The organism is Pasteurella skyensis (genome assembly GCF_013377295.1).
GTDB lineage: Bacteria > Pseudomonadota > Gammaproteobacteria > Enterobacterales > Pasteurellaceae > Phocoenobacter > Phocoenobacter skyensis.
Map to the genome: position 1 here is coordinate 1,188,287 of NZ_CP016180.1, position 21,518 is coordinate 1,209,804.

Sequence of the window (21,518 nt, forward strand, 5' to 3'; positions counted from 1 at the left end):
CTTAATTTTTCCAATTATCAATACGTATTTTCAATGTTTGATTACCATTTTCTAATATAATTAGTTTCGGTAAATGAGGCTGTTGATTTTCATCGTAACTCACATAACTTACTACCCAAACCTGCCCTTTTAAAGGATAACGAAACTGTGATAATTGACGTTTTTGATTTACCACATAGTCTGTATTTTCTGTAGGTAATCCTTTTAACCAATCACCAAATTGATCAATAGGAAAAGCCACACCCACTGTTTGTATCATTAATTTATTAATATCTGATTCTGTATGCTGATTGCCCTTATTATCCAAAATAGTTAACCCCTGTGAGCTACGCTTTAAGGTTAAAGACTGATTAGATAAACTTGAAGACAGGATAAAACTAAAATGTTGTGGATTTTGATAATGCCATTTGAATGAAGAAGAAAAACGTTCTTTAGGTTGTTTAGATATATAACCAAACTGTCCATCAGCCTGATAATGTTTGATTTTTTCAAGTTGCTTAAGGTGAGCTTGCCATTGCGAATCATTATGAGGAACAGTAATGCCCTTTTCCACCTGTGTAGGTGCATTTAAAATAGAACTACAGCCTGATAGTAGCGTCACTGCAGTGATCAAACTTAATTTTAAAACAGAATTTATATTCATTTGGTTACTATGAATCGAAAAATTGAAAACACAATATAACAGATTTTAATAAAAAGATCAGCTGTAAAATATTGAGTGATACCATCCTGAATATAACGACTAAAGTGCCGAATTGTAGCGGTGACATTATATTAAAAATTTACAAATTTAGAATTTTAGAATTCATCAAAATACTGCTCACCCCAAGTTTGCTCTGCTAACTGAAGTAAATTTGCAAAATCTTGATAGGAAGGCATCGCTTGTTCTTCTACTACGATCTGTTCGCTGATTAATTTCATTCGTAATTCTTCATACCATTTTAGCAAAGACAGTGACAAAGGAGATTTGGCTCTTCTGCCAAGCCAAAACAATCCTTGAAAGGGAATGCTCAATGCAAATAACGCAGTAATTAAAACATTGACTAAAATAAATTGAGTGGGACTATGTAAGAAATATTGCCAAACAATCGCAAAACAAGCAAAGGCTGGCATTACTTTTTGAGCGAACTTAACCCACTTAATAAAGCGATAATCAGGCATAAACAAATTAAGTTTTTTTTGATTAGGAAAAGTCTCAATATAGTCTTGCCCTGCTTTTAGTGTGTCATACATAATATTATCCGCTTAAAATTTAATATCACCATTGTAGCTAACTCTCAAAAATCTACAATAGATAATGCAGATAAGTTAAAGTATTGTTATAATCTGAAAATATAGTTTTAGCTTAAGGAACCATTCAATGCCAATTAAATTTATGCAACTATTTCAAGATAGTTGGAATTTTATGCGTAATCAACACCAATTTTCTGTTTTTGCAATAGGAGCAATGCTATTCATTCAGCTTTGTCAATTTGTTATCTTACAGTTTTTTCCTATGGAGTTATCTGTAAACGGTGGTAACCCTGAAGGAATGTTATCTGTAATAATACCAACTGTTGTGTTACTTATTCTGACGTTGCTTTTTACTGCGCTTATTATTTTAAATATAAAATCTGTCACCAATGGTAGCTACAAACACTTTTTCCAACCTGTTACTAAAATAGTAAACTCTTTCTTCCCTTTGGTTATACTCAATATTATTAGCGCTATCCCACTCGCATTTACAATTAATGCGGTTGCGTCTTTCGCTATCAATGGTAAATCGTCTATAAGTCTTGTTGCATTACCTATTGTTGCAATGGGGTTTTACCTTTTTGCCAAACTTTGTCTCACGACTTATGTTTATTTGATTGAAGAACCTCAAAAAAGTGTGACTGAAACGCTTTCTTTTACTTTTCGATTGAGTAAAGGAAAAATGCGACCGCTTATCCTCTTCTGTTTACTTTCTTCATTTTTGCCTCTATTTATTATCAATAGTCTTGAGCGTTTGGGAAACGGTTCGTTTATACTTATTCTCTCTGCTATTATCAGTGCATTTATAGGCGTGTTTGTTATCGTATTTAGCTTTCGTTTCTATCAGCTTTATCGTCAATTATAAGGATTACTAATGAAACAATTTCTTGAATTTATTCCTTTAGTCTTATTCTTTGTTGCCTATAAACTTTTTGGTACACAAGAGGCGGCCATTACATTAGTGGTTGCAACCACTATTCAACTTATATTATTTAAAGTTCTCTTTGGTAGCATTACAAAAATGCAACTTTTTGTCGCTGGATTCGTATTAGTTTTTGGTAGTTTAACCGCTTATTTTAATGATGATAGCTTTTTAAAATGGAAAGTAACCATTGTTAATGGATTATTTGCATTAGCACTACTTTTCAGTCAATTTATTTTAAAAAATCCCATTATTAAACACCTGCTTGGTAAAGAAATTCAATTAGACGATGCTGTTTGGAATAAAATCAACTTAGGTTGGGCATTGTTCTTTATATTCTGTATGCTACTTAATATGTACATTAGCCACTTTATGTCTAATGATACTTGGTATACATTCAAAGTATTTGGTTTAACAGGATTAAGCCTTGTGGCAACTGTAATTACAGGCGTTTATCTCTATCCATATTTAAAGCAACAGGAGCAAAATAATGAAAAATAAAAACGCATACAGAGAGCCTGAAGGTAAACTCATTTTAAGAACTCTCGCAATGCCTTCTGACACCAACGCCAATGGAGATATTTTTGGTGGTTGGATTATGTCTCAAATGGATATGGGTGGCGCAATTTTAGCAAAAGAAATTGCTAAAGGCAGAGTCGTAACCGTTTCGGTAGATTCAATGCACTTTCTGCGCCCTGTTTCAGTGGGTGATGTCGTTTGTTGTTATGGCAAATGTACTCGCATTGGACGTTCATCATTACAAGTTAAAGTAGAAATTTTTATTAAACGTGTTTACGACGGTATACGTGAACGAGAATGTGTAACAGAAGCGGAGTTTACTTTTGTGGCAGTAGGAAAAGATGGAAAATCTCGTCCTATTCCACGAGAAGATAACCCTGAACTTGATGAAGCATTAACATTACTTAATCAATAGGAGAAGCACGATGTATTACGTTATTTTTGCTCAAGACAAACCCAATACCTTACAACAACGTCTTGCAGTACGTGAGCAACATTTAGCTCGTTTAAAACAATTACAAGCAGAAAATCGCTTATTCACCGCAGGCCCAAACCCAGCTATTGATAGTGAAACACCAGCAGAAGCAGGTTTTACTGGTTCAACGGTTATTGCTCAATTTAACTCATTGGAAGAAGCAAAACAATGGGCAAGTGAAGATCCTTATGTCGAAGCAGGGGTTTATGGTGAAGTGATTGTAAAACCTTTCCTTAAAGTATTTTAGTTTTTGGTCTACAAAAACTAAGGCAGATCAGTGAATTTGATCTGCCTTTTTTTATTTTGTAAAAAGTTGTAACAATCTTACCGCTTCCTTTACACTAATCCAATAAAGAATGACAAAAATAGTGGTACGAGTATATTGATAATAAATCCAAAACTAATTGCCATTGGAACGACTTGCATTCCACCTGTTTTTTGAATTAAAGGTAAATTGACATCAAATGAAGTAGCCCCTCCGAGTCCCACTGCGGTTGAAGGAAAACGTCGCATAAAAAAAGGTATAGTAAAAAAGCAGCAAATATCACGGAACAGATCATTAAAGAATGCCGTTGAGCCTGCAACAGTACCTAATGCGTCACCGATTAATGTACTAGAGAGTGAAAACCAACCAAATCCAGAAGCAAACATTAGCCCTTTAGCAAAAGAAAATTCACAAAAAATAGCAATAAGTATGCCACTCATCGCTCCACTAAGGACAAAAACGAGAGAAAGTTGAAGCCCTCTTTTATTCGCAAACACCTCTTTTAATGGAATCCCACTATTTTTTAATTGAATCCCTACGCATAAGATCATTACAACAAGAGGATAAACACTTAAATGGGGTGAAAATGCAATGATACCTTTAGAGAAAAATCCAACAAACCCACCTAATAACACAGTTAAACATAACAGTAGTGATTCAAATAAGAGTTTAAGGCGAGAGGGTGGCGGCTCATTACTCTGTGCCTCTAAATGGAAAGGAAATAAAATATCAAATAAGAACAAACAACCGATACTACAGATTTGAACTATTACTGCCATTAAAAATGCCGTATAACCAATATCTGCCAATACTGTATTTAGATTATTAAGTTGCCCTAATGAGCAACCAATTGAAAAAAGTATAGAATAAAAGCACCAATTTAAAAGATGATTTACTAAAAGTAACCATCTCTTTTGGCTAATTTTAATAAAATAACCGATTAAAAGTGGCACAAAAACAATAGATAAACCATATAACATTTGAACACCCTTAGAATTTTAATAATAAGTTTGCCAGAGTTTTTACTCCAATCCCAGTTGCCCCTGCTGCCCATAGTTCATTTGGTGATTTACGGAAAGTGGCTGAACAATCAATATGTAACCAGTTTTGTGTATAATCTTTTACAAAGTAAGATAAAAATGCCATTGCCGTACTTGCACCAGCCCCCACTCCAGCAGGTAAAGAACCTACATTTGCAATATCAGCAAAAGAAGACGCAGTTTGATTGCGATGAAACGCTTCAAATGGTAAGCGCCAAAATTTCTCATTTTCCACTTTTGCCGAACTAAATAATTGCTCAACGAAATGATCATCAATAGAAAGCACACTATGATAATCATTACCCACCGCCATTTTAGCAGCACCCGTTAAAGTTGCACAATCAATAATATAGTTAGGATTTTGTTTATCTGCTTCAATTAAACCATCAGCTAAAACCAAACGCCCTTCAGCATCAGTATTTAATACTTCAACAGATACGCCATTACTATAATGAATAATATCACCCAGTTTCATTGCTTGGCCACTAATTGAATTTTCGGCACAACATAAGTAAAGTTTTACACGCTGTTTTAAACCTCGAGCAATAGCTAACCCTAATGCACCTGTTAACAACGCTGCTCCGCCCATATCGGTGCGCATTGTTTCCATTGAATTACTTGGCTTTAAGCTATAACCACCAGTATCAAAGGTAATCCCTTTACCAACCAAACAAGCTGTAACTGGCGCATTTTCATTACCCGTTGGATTATAATCTAGTTGTAACATTGCAGGTGGATTAACAGCCCCTTTACCTACAGCCCAAATGCCTTGATAATTTTGCTCTTGTAATGCACTTCCACTAATAATGTTATATGAAAGATGATCATTATTTGCAAATTTTTGAATAAATGTAACCGCTTGTTGAACTAAGGCTTCAGGAGTAACAACATCTGAAGGTGCATTAATAATGTCTTTTGTAAACTGGCTACATTGGATACGTGCATCTAATTCACGTTGCTCTTGCTCTGTAAGTGTTGGAAACTTAATCTCACCTTTATTTTTAACACTGACAAAACCTTGTTGAAATGCCCAGCACTCTTCCAACTTCCATTCATCACCAATTAAAGAAACCGTTGTAATACCTTGATTTTTAATCTTTCTTGCTGCCTGCTGAATACTATTAAGGGTATCATCTCTTAAATGAACACTAATACCTGCATCATTAAATGAAATTAAGGCATTTTTCCCCCATTGCGCAGGGGCTGATTGTGTTGATAAATAAACTTTCATTATATGTCCTTTTTATTTGACTGTGCCACAATTTAAACAATATAAATAACTCTGTTTTGGATCATTTAATTTTGGAACAAAAGGTGTTTTTTGTTTTATTTGTTCTACAAAAGGAATGTCCAGCCACTGAGTTAATTTAACTTGAATATTCATTTTAAAATTTCTGACTAAACTGCTAAATAATCCCTTCTCTTGAGGTAAAATCCAAACAGCAGGAAGATTTTCCAGCTTTTGTTTTTCTTGCTCAGCTCTTTGAGTATTAATAACTGCCATTAATTCATCATAAGCGGTCTCAAAATCACCCAGCTTATCCACTAAACCATTTTTAACGGCTTGTTGTCCTAACCACACTTGTCCTTGTGCAATTTTATCGACTTGCTCTTTAGTCATTGTACGACCACGACTCACCAAATCAAGGAAACGGTTATAACCATTTTCAATACTTAATTGAATAAGTTCGCCCTGCTCTTTACTCAAAGTTTTAAATGGACTTTGATTAGCAAGTAAGGATGTTGCGATACCATCTTCATTAACACCTACATTTTTAGCGGTTTTTTCAAAGCTCATTGCTAAACCAAAAATACCAATTGAACCTGTTAATGTATTAGGGCTTGCAATAATTTTATCCGTTGTAGCAGAGATCCAATAACCACCAGAAGCTGCCATTCCGCCCATTGACGTTACAACAGGTTTACCTGATTGTTGAATAGCTTCAATTTCTTGGCGAATAAGCTCAGAAGCTAATGCACTACCACCAGGACTATTTACGCGTAAAATCACGCCTTTTACACTTTCCGAATTTCTGGCTATACGTAATTGCTCAATAAGAGTGTCACTCCCCGCCGTGTTATTATCACTTTCTCCCCAAATAATTTCACCCTCAACATTAATGACTGCAATTTTATTACCCTCAACATAGAAACGACTAGGCAATAATGTTGCATAATCAATATAATTAATATGCTGATAATCTTGATCATAATCCTCCCCAAACATCTCTTTTAAAATAGATAACATTTGAGGCTTAGTCACCAACTCTGTCACTAACTGTTGATTTAATGCAAAAGTTGCTTCGTCACCATTAGCTTGGTTAAATTGAATCATATAACGGTTAAATGGTAGTAGCACATTCTCTTTTGTAATTTGTCTATTCTCAGCTATCTTTTGTTGAATATTACTCCACAAACCATCTAACCATAGTGTTGCATTTTGTTTCGCTTCTGGTGACATATCATCACGAATAAAAGGCTCTACGGCAGATTTATAAGTCCCGACTCGAAAAATATGAGGCTGTGCTTCAATACTATTTAATAAAGATTTAAAGTATAAATTAGAATAACTGAGTCCGTGTAAACCAACCGCTCCTGCTTTATTAAGATAAATTTTATCTGCAAAACTTGCCAGATAGTATTGCTTTTGAGAATAATGTTCCCCTATTGCAATAACAGGCTTATTGCTTACTTTTTTAAACTCTTTGAGTATCTCTCCTACATATTCAATAGAAGGAAAATCACCACCAGAAAATAACTGTAAATCAAGTACTATTCCTGTAATTTTTTCATCATAGGCAGCACGTTTGATCGCTCGTGTTAGATCAAAAATAGAGATTTTAGCAGGTTGCTCTGTCGTTCCAACTTCAGATTGTAATAAACGATAAAAATCATCCAATTCATCGTGATTATCCGCTAAATAACCATTGAGGTTTAAAACTAATGCACCAGATTGAAAATTAGCGACTTGCTGATTTTGAGGTTTATCACTCTGTATCAATGAAAATACGGCAAGACAAATAATAATAAATACCATAAAAAATACATTTATTACTATTTCTCTTAAACAACGAAAAATTTGATACAATTTTTTGAAAAGTGTCATCATAATGAAGTTACTCCTGAACTTTTAGGTATTAATATCTCGTCTTCCAACAAAGGAATGTGAAAGTGTTGTACCATCAACCATTTCAAGCTCTCCACCGACAGGAATACCATGAGCAATACGTGTGACTTTAATATTATAAGGTAAACACATCTGAGCAATACAATTTGCTGTTGCATCACCCTCAATGGTTGGATTAGTTGCCAAAATCACTTCATAAAAAGATTCTGTTTCTAAACGCTGTTGTAATATATCTAATCCAATTTCACGAGGTCCAATACCATCTAACGGTGATAAATGCCCCATTAACACAAAATAACGTCCTGAAAACTGCCCTATCTGTTCCACCGCTTGAATATCTGCTGGGGTTTCAACAACACATAACTGCCCACCTGCTTGTCGACGTGGATTTTTACAAATATTACAAATTTTTTGTTCTGTAAAAGTGCGACATAATTCACAATGATCGATATGAGTCATTGCATCCTCTAATGCTTTGGACAAATTTAACCCACCAGAACGATTACGTTGTAAAAGTTGGTAAGCCATTCGTTGTGCTGACTTTGGGCCAACGCCAGATAATACTCTTAACGCTTCAATTAAATTTTCAAGTAACGGACTAATTTGCATAAATTTTTATCACTTAGATAGAGAAAAGACGAATAAAATTTATCCGCCTTTTATGAGTTATTGTTTTACAGAAATAAATAACACAAGGAGTGCTTAAAATGGCATTTTCATTCCTGGTGGTAATTGCATACCCGCAGTCACACTTGCCATTTTTTCTTTTTGTAATTCTTCTGCTCGGCGTACTGCATCATTAAAAGCCGCAGCAATCAGATCTTCTAACATTTCTTTGTCATCTTCCATTAAAGATGGATCAATTTCAATACGACGACAGCTGTGAGCACCATTAATAGTAATTTTTACTAAACCTGCTCCAGATTCCCCTGTCACTTCCAGCTTTGCAATCTCTTCCTGCATCTTCTGCATTTTTTCCTGCATTTGCTGAGCTTGTTTCATTAAATTGCCTAAACCACCTTTTCCCATCATTGGATAATTCCTCTTAATTTAATTATAAAAAACGGTGTCATTTTACTGAACACCGTTAATTAAGGCAAGTTATTGCTGCAATGAAAATTTTATCGGTACAGCTGTAATATGTAATACGCCTCCAGGTGGAGATGAATTCATCTTGGTTCTTTTTGCTGCTTTCATTGCTGCTCTATCAAAATTACGATTACCTGACGACTTCACAACTTTCACATCCACTACATTTCCTGATGAATTAACTGTAAATGCAATCGTCACAATCCCCTCTTTATACATTCTTTTCTCTCTAGTAGGGTAACTACGCATTGCTTGACGTTGCAAAGCGCGTTGTAAGCGTGCTTTATACGCATTCACAATACCAGACGAAACCTTGCCTGATTGTACGGAATTACCATTTTTCGAACCGTTATTTCTACCCGCTTGATCTTGTTTGCCTTGATTGAATTTTGCTTTTTCAACCACACCTTTTCTAGCAACTTTACCGACTTCTTTAGCTTTAATAGTTCTATGCTTTTTCTTTTTATGGCGCTTTTTAGGCTTTTTCTTTGGTTTCTTTTTAGGTTTAGGCTTTTTCTTCGGTTTTTCTTTCTTTTTCTCTTTTTTCTTCTCTAAAGGTTTTACTTTTTTTTCGGGTACGGGAACCGCAACTTTCTTTGGTTCAACAACTTCTTCAACGACTTTTTCAGGCTCAGGAGGTGGAGCTACTTCCGTTCTCACCGCAACCTGCTGTTGCTCTAAGCGAGCCGTCAACATTTCCATTGAAATACTCGTCACTTCACTTTCAACATAATTAACTGGATCAGCTGTTTTAATTGCAACAAAAATTGCTGCAAACACACCACCGTGTATCAAAAGTGAGGAGATAAAACCAATACGAGAATTATGCTTCATTATTTTTGCTCTTTTTTCGTCACAATAGCTACATTTTTGATTTCATTTTTAGCAAGTAAATCGGTTAACTCCACAAACTTATCAAACGTTACCGCAGAATCAACTTTTAACGTCACCTTTTGTGTTTTATCCCAAGTTTCCATTTCTTGTTCTAACTCTTCTTTAGTAATTAATTTATCATTAAAATAGAACTCATTTTTATCATTAATGGTCAATAACTTAGCAAGGTCATCTGCTTGAAATGTTGTGGTGGTACTAGCTTGAGGCACATTAACCTGTATTTTCCCTTGAGAGATAAATGAAGCTGTTACTAACACAATAGCCAATAACACCAACATAATATCGATAAAAGGAATAATATTTATTTCATCAAACTTTTTCATTATTTTCCTAAAATTTGTAAATTTTTACGATCAAGTAACCGCTTGTTTTCTTTAAGATGATTTTTTCTGCTGTGCTAACCACATCAATTTATTCGCATCCACTTTACGATTAAAACCGTTATAAAACATCATCGCAGGAATAGCGACTAAAATCCCCAATGCGGTTGCTTTTAGTGCTAAAGATAAACTCACCATAATCGAACCCGCATCTAAATCACCGCCAGCGTGTCCAAGATTATAGAAAGTTAATAAGATACCAATTACTGTACCCAACAAACCAATATAAGGCGCATTTGAGCCAATAGTTGAAATAGTAGTGAGGTTATGAGTTAAATCAATCTCCAACTCTTCAATAGTTGCATAGTCATTTACATCCACATTCTTATAAAACAGAATTCGCTCAATTACTTTCCAAACTAACACAATACTCATTAAAACTAAGAGACCAAAAATAATGTAGTCACTGTTATAATGCAAAAATTGAAATAAAGATTCCATAAATATCCTCAAAATAAAAAAGAGTTATCAAGTAACTTTGATAACCGTTATCAATTATAATTGATCTAAGGACAATTTCAATATTCTTAGCATAAAAAACTTAACTTTCTGTTAGACGGCTTTTACGTTAGAATAGGCACAAATTTACACTCACTTTTATTATATGAACAACTTTATTGAAATTAGTCCCCAACGAGCGTGGGAAAAAGTAAACACTGATAATGCCATTATTGTCGATATTCGAAATACCATACATTACAACCATTCGTATCCTAAAACCGCCATCCACTTAAATAATCAAAATTGTCAAGAGTTTCTTAATAGTTGTGAATACGATCAACCTATTATGATCATCTGTTATCACGGCATCAGTAGTCGCAACACGGCGCAATTTTTTATTGAGCAAGGATTTGATGATATTTACAGCATAACAGGGGGCTTTGAAGCATGGCAAAAGGCTGGGTTACCTATAGAAATGGGCTGTTAGAACAAAATTTCTACTAATTTCAACAATTTTTCCTAGAATCAAAGAAGCGAATAAGGTAACCTTTACGCCATTTCGTATTTTAATAAATTTAACACTATTTTAAGGATATTTTATGATTAAAAAAATTGCAATTTTAACCAGTGGTGGTGATGCACCGGGTATGAATGCCGCAATTCGTGGGATTGTTCGTGCAGGACTAAAAGAAGGCCTAGAGGTCTATGGTATTACAGATGGCTATTATGGTTTATATCACGATCAAGTGATTAAGCTTGAACATCACTCTGTTGCAGATAAATTAAATCGAGGTGGCACATTCTTAGGTTCTGCTCGTTTTCCAGAATTTAAAGATCCAGAAGTGCGTAAACAAGCAGTCAAAACCTTAGAAAAGCATAATATTGATGCTTTGATTGTGATTGGTGGAGATGGATCTTATATGGGAGCTAAACTTATTACTGAAGAATTTGGTTACCCTTGTATTGGTTTACCAGGTACTATTGATAACGATATTCCAGGTACAGACTACTGTATCGGCTATCAAACTGCTTTAGAAACGGTATTAAGAGCAATTGACTATTTACGTGACACATCAACCTCACATCGTCGTATTTCACTGATAGAAATTATGGGACGTTACTGTGGCGATTTAACCATTAACGCAGCAATTGCGGGTGGTTGTGATTATATTGTTACTGCAGAAAAAGAATTTGATAGAGAAGATCTTATCAGAAATATTGAAACAGATCTAAATGAAGGAAAACGCCACGCAATTGTAGCTATTACAGAACATAAATGTGACGTGCACGAACTTGCAAAAGAGATCGAAGCAAGATTAGGCAATGAAACTCGTGCAACTATTTTAGGACATATTCAACGAGGTGGTTCACCTTGTGCATTTGACCGTATTTTAGCCTCTCGTATGGGGGTTTATGCCATTGAATTATTACTAGAAGGACACGCAGGACGTTGTGTAGGAATGCAAAGAGACAAGCTTGTACATCACGACATTATTGAAGCAATCACGACAATGAAACGTCCGTTTGATGAAAAACTCTTTGAAGTAGCAAAAAAACTATTCTAATTATTTATTCAAGGCTGGCATTTGCTAGCCTTTATTTTTATATAAGAAAATGATAAAAGATAAACCCGTTATTTCAAACCAATATGGTGCATTAGTGATGGCATTCGTACCACTTTTATATGGTATAAGCCTCACGCATTTCCATTTTATTTATATTTTCTTCACGCTTTCTTGGCTATTTTTATATCTTTTTTCTTATCCATTTCTTGCGTTATTTCGTGGAAGTAAAATTAATAAAAAACCAACGGCTAGAAATAAAAAATGGGCAATAATTTATGCCATTATCAGTCTGATTTTTGCTCTTCCTGCTATTTTTTATCAGCCTCAAATTTTGCAATTTTTTATTCCAATGATACCGCTTATATTCATCCAAATTTACTATACAAAACAAAAAGATGAACGTAATTTTATTAACGACATTACAGGCTATTTAATTTTCGGTATTGTGGGGATGGCAAGCTATTATTTAACCACTCAACAATATAATATAGATATATTAATTCACCCAACTCTGTTTTTTATTGCCACAACTTTTTATGTTAAAAGCGTTGCTCGAGAGCGTAAAAATCCACGCTATCGAAAACTCAGCTTACAGTCGCATATTGTACTGATGATAGGTTATGCTTTATTTAGCTACTATTTTATCGCTTTTGCTTATTTATGTGGATTAATTCGTGCAATCATATTACCAAGAAAAAATCTTAATATTAAACAAATAGGAATGTGGGAATTTTTAATTATCACGATCTTTACGCTCTGTTTAATCGCTTCATAACTTCAACTGTTTAAATAATTGATGTTTTTCATCATCATTTAAAATGCGATATTCACCACTACCTAAACTATTCAACTTAAACTCACCTAAACCAACACGAATTAAACGTAGTGTAGGAAAACCAATATGAGCGGTCATTCGTCTTACTTGACGATTTTTGCCTTCTGTGATCGTTAATTCTATCCAGCTTGTTGGAATACTTTTACGTTCACGTATTTTAGGTGCATTTTGCCAATTAAATTCAGGTGGTTCAATATGTTTTACTTTTGCAACTTTAGTTAATCCATCTTTTAATATTACACCTTGCTGTAACTTCTCCAAATCGTCTAGCGAAGGTTCACCTTCCACTTGTACCCAATAGGTTTTTTCCTTCTCAAATTTAGGATTAGCTAAACGGTGCTGAATTTGTCCATTATTAGTTAACAATAGCAATCCCTCACTATCACGATCTAAGCGACCAACAGGATAAATATTTGCGATATCAATAAAATCTTTTAATGTTTTACGTCCTGAATCATCACTAAATTGCGTTAACACATCATAAGGTTTGTTAAATAAAACTATTATTGTTTCTGCAAAAGAAGGTAAAGGTCTACGAGCCTTGATTTTAGTTGTAGCCTTAAGGTTAGTTTTAGCTTTTACTGAGCTAGATTTAAATTTTGGTTTAGTGGAGGTCATTAAGATACTCAAAATGAGAGAAAAAGGGTGAGGGCATTCCCAGCAAACCCTCGGCACACGGAAAATCAATTCTGGCTGCTTTCTTCCGAACCTGACCAAGTAAACTGAACTCCATTGCGAGGCACCAAAAACGCCCTCATTGATTTGCATCACTTATAAAGCAACACAATAGTTGCGGATTATAAAGAAATTCTTCTTAAGAAACAAGTAGTAAACAAATCAAATTTGCAAATTTTTAGCACAATCTACCCGCTATGTTTTCTTTTATCTACAACACTAATCTCTAAACTGAGTCACTGGACTACCCAAACACCGGTCACTGAGCTTGTCGAAGTGTGAGGTGTTTGTGCACTGAATTAGTTTGGTGAACGCTTCTCTGCCCTTCAATATTTCGACAAGCTCAATAACCGAGCTCAGGGAGCCGAAGCGAAGAATGCCGTTGAGTCATCAAAAAACACCGCTTGCTGAGCCTGTCGAAGCATTAGGTGTCTATACTCCGAACTCGTTCTGTAAACATTTTATTTTGCACCATAAAAAAACACCCCTTCCAAATGAAAGGGGTGAGTGCTGTGGTGGTCAAGTGTTATTGAGAGAGAGGACTAGTAACCCTCAAGTTGTTCTCAACCACCACCTGCTAGGTTGGACTGGAAGAGAGAACTCCTCTTCCGCCCTGTGTTACATTACCATTGGTAGCCAACACCGACACCAATACCAAATTTCTTCTCAGTATTCGCGTTAATGTTTCCTTTGATAATCCATTTTCCATTGTCAGAGATAGAAGACAATCCTACGGCCATTGAGCTCGCTTTGTCATAGCTCGCGCCCGCTAATGACACCATACTCTTACCTGGGACATAAGCCTGTGGTAAGCTGGCTGATGCCATCGCACTCGCAGTACCGCCGCTTGCGGCTTTTTCTACACTGTCAATACGGGTAGAGAGTGACTCTTCCACTTTCGCTAATTGAGACACATTCACGGCATCCGTTGGTGCAGTACCGGCTTTAATATTGTGGATTTGGTTTCCACCCATATTAATATTGACATCCGCACCTTCTTTCACTGTTAAACCGGATTGGTTTAAGGTGATATTGCCTACAGTGACTTTATCGACTTTGATTTCAGGTGTGGTGGAAATAACCAGCTGTTTATCATTGCCGTTCATCACCGTTTTGGCATTAAGGTTTTTACCGACTTTGATGCTTAAGGCACCCTTGTTGCTCACGACTTCCTCTTTTGAGAGATTATCCTTGTCTAATACAACATCGTCTGTTACAGCAACCTTGATTTCAGCACCATTGCCTCCATTGCCGTTGCCTGCATCGCCTTTGTCACCTTTGTCACCTTTATCGCCTTTATCACCCTTGTCACCTTTTGCGCCTTTTAAAGCAGCTAAGAAGTCATCTTGTGTTTTAGCGTCGTTACCTGGTTGTGCTTTCCAAACCTCATAAGCAGATTGACCATCGGCGCCATTCGCACCAGCGGCACCGTCATCACCTTTCGCACCTTTAAAGTCAGGGTCATTTTTCAATGCATCCTTATCTAAAGTGATATGAGCGATTTGTTTACCGTCTTTGCTTTGTTGTTTTTCCACTTTTAAGCCATCACCAAAGTCAAAGGCAAGTTTACTTAAGTCAAATTGTTCTTCAGTATTACCCTGTTTATAATTTGCTCCCGTACCCGTGCTACCACTAAAGAAGCTAATGGTTGACAATATTGCATCTTTCCATTTATCAACATCAATACCTTGACCCTTGTTCAGTGCTTTTAACTGTTTGTAGTTAACCGCATCGGTATCTGCTGTGGCATCGCCTAAATGGGTGATTCTGCCCCCATTGACTGATACGCTATTCTCTGTATCACTTAATGTCAGTTTTCCACCACCTGCTGTGTTAGTAATTGACGAAATACCCGTGAGCTCTTTTGCTAATTTAATCGCTAAACCGTTCGTACCATCATTAACCACACCAATGTTGTTATCAGTGAGTTTATCGGCCGCTGTTACGCCACCTTTAATATTTAAGGTGTCATTGAGCTTACGGGTGACTTTATCACCCACATCACCTTTAAACACTAAGCCATCATCCATTGTCGCAACAGTATGGGTGTCTCCACCTTCATCTTCGTAAATAATACGGGTTAAGCTGTCTCCATCCTTACCATCAACACCCGCTCTACCATTAACCACTTTGATGTCGGCTGAAACAGCTTTTTTATCTTTACCGTCGATTCCATCGTGCCCATTAAGTCCGATTATACCGTTAGTGCCATTGGCACCGTCTTTTCCTTTAACGGTAATGCCGTCTTTTCCACTTAAACCGATTGAGCCATCTTTGCCATCTTCGCCTTTAATAGAAATCCCATTGTTTCCGTTGATACCCACTTCACCTTTATCACCTTTAACTGAAATACCGTCTATTCCGTCAATGCCAACGCCATCTTTGCCGTCTTTACCCGCAATACCGATACCCTCAACACCTTGCAGTTGTTTCGCCAGTTTGATTTCTAACTTGCCATCTGTGGTATCTACAAAGAGGTTATCTGCTGCAAAGTCAGAGTCTTTCGTTAAGTTCTTCGCAGGGTCTGTGCCTTTCTGTCCTTCAACCACTAAGGTTCCACCTGCAACCACTGCAACTTCATCTGCGGTATTACCTGTGAATTTCAGTCCTGCACCTGCATTAACAACCGCGGTTTCAACTGCTTTTAACTGTTTGTAGTTAACTGCATCAGTCTCTGCTGTGGCATCCCCTACATTGGTAATTCTCTTACCACCTGCATTCACACCTTCAGTAGAGATGGAAACAATATCATTTCCTTTCGCTGCACCAAATACGATTGAATCTAAAGCTGTTAACTCTTTTGCCAGTTTAATCGCTAAACCATTCGTACCATCGTTAATGACACCAATGTTGTTATCAGTCAGTTTGTTCTCATCGGTTACACCACCTTTAATATTTAAGGTGTCATTGAGCTTACGGGTGACTTTATCACCTGAATCACCTTTGAACACTAAGCCATCATCCATTGTGGCAACAGTATGGGTGTCTCCTGCTTCATCTTCGTAAATAATACGGGTTAAGCTGTCTCCATCCTTACCATCAACACCCGGTCTACCATTAACCACTTTGATGTCGGCTGAAACAGCTTTTTTATCTTTACCGTCGATTCCATCGTGCCCATTAAGCCCGATTACACCGTTGGTGCCATTGGCACCGTCTTCACCTTTGATAGTAACGCCGTCTTTACCGTCTTTGCCTTTCACCGTAATACCGTCTTTTCCGTCAATGCCGACACCATTTTTGCCGTCTTTACCGTCAACGCCGATATAACCGTCTTTTCCGTCTTTAGGTTTTCCTATACCACCCACCGCTGTATCAACATAAGCTTTAACGGCTTTCTCTTGAACAAGCTGAGTGGTGTCGCCCGTAATTTCACCTTTACCTACTTTCGAACCTAAGGTCGCTTTCGCTGCCTCATCACCAATATTCGAACCGTCTATTTTTAAGTAGGTAGTAGCAAGGTCTGTGGTACCTGTTATTTCTTTGATTTTATCTACATCTAAACCCAGGGTGTATTTCGCCCCTTTGCTGGCGGTTGCCGCTGTTGTATCAAGAGTTAAACCACTGTTTGGTTTTACTGCCACTTCTTCTTTAGAGGTTTTACCCACATTGGTGATTTGGGTGGTTAAATCGGTGTTTAAGTTTGTGATAGCCGTTGTATTGACCTTCACTTTATCATCCACATCTTTCACGGCTTTAATTTGGGCTAACTCGGTAGTTTTGGTTAAATCCGTGGTACCCACGGCATCCCCAAAGGTCGCTTTGTTGTTAGCAATATTTGAACCGTCGACTTTTAAGTAATCCGTCTCAAGGTTTGTGGTTCCGGCTAACGCTTTCACTCTGGCTTCTTTTAGGGTGAGTTTCACTTTACCTGCGGTTAAGTCTCCCCCATTGCTCACGGTGATATCGTCACTTTCAATGGTATTTAAGGCAGCACGGTCTAACTTATCTGCAATACTTGCCAATTGACCTTTTACGGTATTATTTAAGTCAAACGATACGTCTCCGTTATCGCCCACTGAGGCAACCGTGTCTGTACCATTCGTAAAGTTAAAGCCCTCTGACAGTTTCACTGTTTTGGTTGTACTGCCAGCCTTATAAGCAATGGTTTGATTACCCATTGCGTTAGTCACGCTGTTATCAATATTCGTAATAACATCCGCTTTAGCCGCATCTACATACGCTTTTACCGCTTTTTCTTGAACAAGTTGTGTGGTATCACCCGTAATCTCACCTTTACCGACGTTTTTACCAAACTTCACTTTATTGTCATCACTGCCAACATTCGAGCCTGTTAATAATAAACGGTCAGCTAAATTCGCTTGTGTGAGTATATTACCGATATCAAGGGCTTGTTTCCAATCCGCTATATCGCCATCAGTTAAGTTACTGGCATCTTTTTTCGCAAAGGTTTCAGCGACTTTGTCGTTTAACTTCGTCTCGTCAATCGATAGGGTGTAGGTGTCTTTGTGATTTGCCGTTGAAGCGGTTTTCACTAATTTTAAGACACCGTCTGTCGCGGGATTGACCGCCACTTCTACGGCATCTCTTGCGGCATTTTTAATCACCGCCGTGCCATCTGAAGAAATGTTATCTAAGCTGATATTGGCTTTGCCTGCTAAAGCAGCGGTATTATCATCAATTTTTTCCAATTGTGTTTTGGTCTCTTGTGATAGTGCCACTACCCATTCTTTGTTTGTCGCAGCTGTCCCACCAGAGACATCAATACCCTCACCTGCGGTAACCGTTTCAATGGAGTTGGTATCGATTTTCGCTTTCCACGCCGCTACATCATTCGCATTTAAGTTTGTGGCATTGCGATTGGCTTTTTTAGCCAGTTTTGTGGTGACACTCTCTTCTAAGTCGGTGATATCTTGTGTATTCGTATTGACTTTATCATCCACCGCTTTCACCGCTTTGATTTGCGCTAATTTTGTGGAAGTCCCTAAAGTGTCTGTACCCACTTGGTCACCAAAGGTAGCTTTGTTAGCCACATTTGAACCGTCTGTTTTTAAATAGGTGGTGTCAAGGTTTGTGGTGCCCGCTAATGCTTTCACTTCATCTTCATCTAACGATAAGGTGAAGATAGCGCCTTTCTCATTGGTGGCAGGGGTTGTTACGACATTAATACCGCTGCCATTGTCTGCTTTCACGGTCTCTTTTGAGGTTTTACCTACGTGAGTAATGGTATCACCTAAGGTATTAACGGTATCCCCTAAGTTGGTCACTTCTGTGTTAATTGTCGCAACTTTGCCATCCACATAGGTTTTTACCACATCCCCAGTAACAGTGTTGTGATTAGCGGTTTCAATCGCGCCTGTGCCTACTTTATCTAAAATAGTGGTGACCTCATCGGCTAATTTTGCTTTTGTAACATTGCCATCGGCAATTTTAGCGGTAGTTACGCCACCGTCCTTAATACCAATCACCCCATTACCATTTTTAGTTAAGCTGGTATTATCAAGATTTACCCTTAAATCCACGTTGCCTGCTGCAGTGGTGATACCCACGGTTTTATCACTGCTCTTGATATCACTCGTTTCCAGTTTGGTATCTAGTGCAGCTTTCACTTGGGTATCGGTAACTAATTTGCCTTTTGGTGTGGCTAAATCCGCTTCATCATTTAACTTAGTTGTCCAAGCATTCACATCATCAACACTCAAGTTATCGGCATTTTTATCCGCTTTTGTGGCGATAGCGGTACGATTTCCGTTAATATTTGCAGTATTGGTCTCAATATTCCCTTTATTAAATGCAATGGCTTCTTGAATCGTGTCTTTACCTGTACCACCGATATCAGTGAAAGTAATATTGCCATTTTCATCTATTGCGGCATTACCACCCAGATTGTCTTTTACTGAGGTAGCGACATTGCCTAATACGATAGTGGCTGCATAAAGTTGTGAACCATTAATGGCATCCGTTGATTCTTGAGAAATTTTACCTGGTGCAACATTAATAATTTGTTTTTCGTGAGCGGTTTTACCCACAGACACCACACCATCTGCAATACCTGAAAACTCCTTGTATTTAAGACCATTTATAGCCTTTGTTCCATCTACTTGTGTAAAGGCTCTGGTTTCTGCGTTTGAACCTAAGGCGACTGAGTTTTCATTATTTGCGACAGCATCAAAACCTAAAGCAAGGGTTTTATCTGCAACAGCTTTAGCACGGTAGCCCATTGCAACGGCTTCTTGGTTTCCATTTTCAACACCTGCTACGGTTTCTGTTCCTAATGCCATTGAACCAGCTAGCTGTGTAGGATCTTACCCCTTGACCAAATGCAAATGAACCCTCCCCCTTAGCAACACCTCCAAGATACCCTTTAGCTTCTGCAATTTTAAATTTCATTGCTGTCTTTTCTTCAGCTGTAGCAATATCATTTGTTATTTTAGCTTGCTCTTCTTTGGTTAAGATATCTACATAATCATTTATCGCTTTCATTTCTAAATTTCCAGCAATTTCATCTATTTTAGTAATATCACCAGCACCACCAGCGAAAGAACTTTGTCCTTCAGCGTATGATAAAACACCTGTTGCTGTAGCATCATTACCTGTAACTTTATTAAAAGAACCAGCTATGATTGCTGATCTACCTCCCTTAACAGTATTATATTTCCCTGTTAATATACTTGATGATTGTGCTAATACACTATTTCTTTGTCCTGATACAATGCTTGAGAAGTGTCTATCAACTGCATTTCCTTCCCCTACAAATATTCCTGAATCTGATGTCCTTGCTCTTTGTCCTACAGTATTAGACTCTCCTCCAATTATAACATTACCATGTATTCCCTCTACTCTATTGTTTATACCCACACCAACAAAAGACGCCGCTGAAGTAACTACATTATGCGCTCCACCTGCTATAATAGAACCTCCTGTATATCCACCTACTGCATCATAATCTTTAATGACGTCTGCATCTCCATTTGATTTAAATTGCAATACCCCATTACTGTCTCTCTTCCATATATTATATTTACTCATACCCAGACCAACAGTTACTTCAATTTTATTATCAGCTCCTGTTAATATTGCTGATTTTATAGACTCAATTCCACTTACTCTGTTATTGATACCACCTAGCACACTAGTAAAACTGTAACCAGCCACATTATTTCTACCAAATGCAAATGCATTATTTCCCCAAGCAAAGCTTCCAAGATATCTCTTAGCGCCTGCAATTTTATTCTTCATTGCTACCTTTTCTTCAGCTGTAGCAGTACCATTCGCTATTTTACCTTGTTCTTCTGTAGTTAAGATATCTACATAATCATCTATCGTTTTCGTCTCTAAATTTCCAGCAATTTCATCTATTTTAGCAATATTACCAGTACCATAAGCGAAAGAACCTTGTCCCTCTACTAGTGAATACCCCCCCATCACTGTTGAATAATCCCCTTTAACCTTGTTTGCTAATCCGCCCAATGTTATAGAACGTCCTATACTTAGGTTGTCATTTCCTCCAATAGCAATAGAATTATTAGATGTTGTATTATTAACACCTTCTAGTTTATCCAATCTTGATTTTAATGCATTAAAGTCCGCATCGGTAACCGCCATTACTTAAGTACTAAAGCCCAATACCATTGAGATTGCCAAAGTAATTTTTGCAAATTTTGGTAAGAATGTACCCCCTTGTTTTGTTGATTGGCTTTGTGTTTTTGTGGCGCCTTTAGCTAATTCGCTTACGGCGGTGAAAGTTTGTGTTGCTTTGTTAAACACGATTTTGTAGATGCTGTTCATAGTCAGGTATCCTTTTTAGTTGATATCCTTTCCTTAGGACTTTGCTGAGGTTGATGTAAATTCCTTTTACCGCCTCGTGAATATTTTGTTAAAAAATATGTATAAACTTCCCGATTGTAAAAAAAAAAACGCAAGCAAAATCGTAGTAATGGAGGTTATTTGGGTGAAAAATAGACAATTTAGAGTGGGGATGGGGTGGTTTTGATTAGGGAGTGTGAAATATCGATCACGGGGTTAGTCAAACACCGGTCGCTGAGCCTGTCGAAGTGTTAGGTGTTTGGGCACGGGATTTGTTCTGTGGGCGCTTCT

General features: G+C 37.2%; 21 protein-coding genes and 1 other RNA gene. 7 read left to right on the forward strand and 15 right to left on the reverse strand.

What is annotated here, in order from left to right:
- Nucleotide 1: 1 nt before the first annotated feature.
- Nucleotides 2–643, reverse strand: coding sequence for a lipoprotein insertase outer membrane protein LolB (gene lolB, locus A6B44_RS05795; protein ID WP_090922356.1), 642 nt, complete (start codon nt 641–643; stop codon nt 2–4).
- A gap of 155 nt (nt 644–798) precedes the next feature.
- Nucleotides 799–1,233: a terminus macrodomain insulation protein YfbV gene (yfbV, locus tag A6B44_RS05800; RefSeq protein WP_090922358.1), complete on the reverse strand. Its 435-nt coding sequence runs from the start codon at nt 1,231–1,233 to the stop codon at nt 799–801.
- A 127-nt stretch (nt 1,234–1,360) separates the two neighbouring features.
- Here yfbV and A6B44_RS05805 point away from each other — a divergent pair, with 127 nt between their 5' ends.
- From A6B44_RS05805 to A6B44_RS05820, 4 genes are read left to right on the forward strand one after another with little or no spacing between them, the layout of a single operon-like run.
- A complete protein-coding gene (locus tag A6B44_RS05805; RefSeq protein ID WP_090922360.1) occupies nt 1,361–2,098 on the forward strand; it encodes a hypothetical protein in 738 nt (245 codons plus the stop codon).
- Between the two features lie 9 nt (nt 2,099–2,107).
- Complete coding sequence (locus A6B44_RS05810; RefSeq protein WP_090922362.1) at nt 2,108–2,656, forward strand: septation protein A; 549 nt, start codon at nt 2,108–2,110, stop codon at nt 2,654–2,656.
- Nucleotides 2,646–3,089 carry an acyl-CoA thioester hydrolase YciA gene (gene yciA / locus A6B44_RS05815; protein ID WP_090922365.1) on the forward strand — a complete coding sequence of 148 codons (444 nt, stop codon included), beginning with the start codon at nt 2,646–2,648 and terminating at the stop codon, nt 3,087–3,089. Before A6B44_RS05810 ends, yciA begins: the two co-directional genes overlap by 11 nt.
- 10 nt (nt 3,090–3,099) lie before the next feature.
- A complete protein-coding gene (locus A6B44_RS05820) occupies nt 3,100–3,396 on the forward strand; it encodes a YciI family protein (protein ID WP_090922367.1) in 297 nt (98 codons plus the stop codon).
- An 89-nt stretch (nt 3,397–3,485) separates the two neighbouring features.
- Here A6B44_RS05820 and A6B44_RS05825 read toward each other — a convergent pair whose 3' ends face one another.
- From A6B44_RS05825 to exbB, 8 genes are all read right to left on the reverse strand, one after another.
- Nucleotides 3,486–4,394 carry a LysO family transporter gene (locus tag A6B44_RS05825; protein WP_090922369.1) on the reverse strand — a complete coding sequence of 303 codons (909 nt, stop codon included), beginning with the start codon at nt 4,392–4,394 and terminating at the stop codon, nt 3,486–3,488.
- Between the two features lie 10 nt (nt 4,395–4,404).
- A complete protein-coding gene (pepB, locus tag A6B44_RS05830; protein ID WP_090922371.1) occupies nt 4,405–5,685 on the reverse strand; it encodes an aminopeptidase PepB in 1,281 nt (426 codons plus the stop codon).
- A gap of 12 nt (nt 5,686–5,697) precedes the next feature.
- Nucleotides 5,698–7,563 carry a signal peptide peptidase SppA gene (sppA, locus tag A6B44_RS05835; protein WP_090922373.1) on the reverse strand — a complete coding sequence of 622 codons (1,866 nt, stop codon included), beginning with the start codon at nt 7,561–7,563 and terminating at the stop codon, nt 5,698–5,700.
- 21 nt (nt 7,564–7,584) lie between these two features.
- The gene (recR, locus tag A6B44_RS05840) at nt 7,585–8,190 is read right to left on the reverse strand and encodes a recombination mediator RecR (protein ID WP_090922375.1); all 606 of its coding nucleotides are present in this window, start codon (nt 8,188–8,190) and stop codon (nt 7,585–7,587) included.
- 93 nt (nt 8,191–8,283) lie between these two features.
- Nucleotides 8,284–8,613 (reverse strand): YbaB/EbfC family nucleoid-associated protein, encoded by a 330-nt coding sequence (locus A6B44_RS05845; protein WP_090922377.1) that lies wholly within the window; start codon nt 8,611–8,613, stop codon nt 8,284–8,286.
- Between the two features lie 69 nt (nt 8,614–8,682).
- Complete coding sequence (locus A6B44_RS05850) at nt 8,683–9,504, reverse strand: TonB family protein (protein ID WP_306383798.1); 822 nt, start codon at nt 9,502–9,504, stop codon at nt 8,683–8,685.
- Nucleotides 9,504–9,887, reverse strand: coding sequence for a TonB system transport protein ExbD (exbD, locus tag A6B44_RS05855; protein WP_090922381.1), 384 nt, complete (start codon nt 9,885–9,887; stop codon nt 9,504–9,506). The genes A6B44_RS05850 and exbD overlap by 1 nt, the downstream gene beginning before the upstream one ends.
- A 51-nt stretch (nt 9,888–9,938) precedes the next feature.
- Nucleotides 9,939–10,385 (reverse strand): TonB-system energizer ExbB, encoded by a 447-nt coding sequence (exbB, locus tag A6B44_RS05860; protein ID WP_090922384.1) that lies wholly within the window; start codon nt 10,383–10,385, stop codon nt 9,939–9,941.
- A 163-nt stretch (nt 10,386–10,548) separates the two neighbouring features.
- On the opposite strand from exbB, the gene glpE reads away from it, so the two are divergent.
- The 3 genes from glpE (at nt 10,549) to A6B44_RS05875 (ending at nt 12,725) form a co-directional block, all read left to right on the forward strand.
- Entirely contained in the window at nt 10,549–10,872 is a 324-nt protein-coding gene (glpE, locus tag A6B44_RS05865) for a thiosulfate sulfurtransferase GlpE (RefSeq protein ID WP_090922385.1), read from the forward strand.
- 112 nt (nt 10,873–10,984) lie between these two features.
- Entirely contained in the window at nt 10,985–11,950 is a 966-nt protein-coding gene (gene pfkA / locus A6B44_RS05870) for a 6-phosphofructokinase (protein WP_090922387.1), read from the forward strand.
- A 49-nt stretch (nt 11,951–11,999) separates the two neighbouring features.
- Complete coding sequence (locus A6B44_RS05875; RefSeq protein WP_090922389.1) at nt 12,000–12,725, forward strand: YwiC-like family protein; 726 nt, start codon at nt 12,000–12,002, stop codon at nt 12,723–12,725.
- Here the strand turns inward: A6B44_RS05875 and A6B44_RS05880 are convergent.
- From A6B44_RS05880 to A6B44_RS05900, 5 genes are all read right to left on the reverse strand, one after another.
- A complete protein-coding gene (locus A6B44_RS05880) occupies nt 12,720–13,403 on the reverse strand; it encodes a pseudouridine synthase (protein ID WP_090922391.1) in 684 nt (227 codons plus the stop codon). The two genes, A6B44_RS05875 and A6B44_RS05880, sit on opposite strands and share 6 nt — an antisense overlap.
- A gap of 33 nt (nt 13,404–13,436) precedes the next feature.
- Nucleotides 13,437–13,534: signal recognition particle sRNA small type (ffs, locus tag A6B44_RS05885), an RNA gene on the reverse strand.
- 549 nt (nt 13,535–14,083) lie between these two features.
- Nucleotides 14,084–19,702, reverse strand: a complete 5,619-nt coding sequence (locus tag A6B44_RS05890) for a YadA-like family protein (RefSeq protein ID WP_176673487.1) — start codon at nt 19,700–19,702, stop codon at nt 14,084–14,086.
- Nucleotides 19,668–21,026: a hypothetical protein gene (locus A6B44_RS05895; protein WP_090919638.1), complete on the reverse strand. Its 1,359-nt coding sequence runs from the start codon at nt 21,024–21,026 to the stop codon at nt 19,668–19,670. Before A6B44_RS05895 ends, A6B44_RS05890 begins: the two co-directional genes overlap by 35 nt.
- 3 nt (nt 21,027–21,029) lie before the next feature.
- Nucleotides 21,030–21,209 carry an ESPR domain-containing protein gene (locus tag A6B44_RS05900; RefSeq protein WP_090919634.1) on the reverse strand — a complete coding sequence of 60 codons (180 nt, stop codon included), beginning with the start codon at nt 21,207–21,209 and terminating at the stop codon, nt 21,030–21,032.
- Nucleotides 21,210–21,518: the final 309 nt, after the last annotated feature.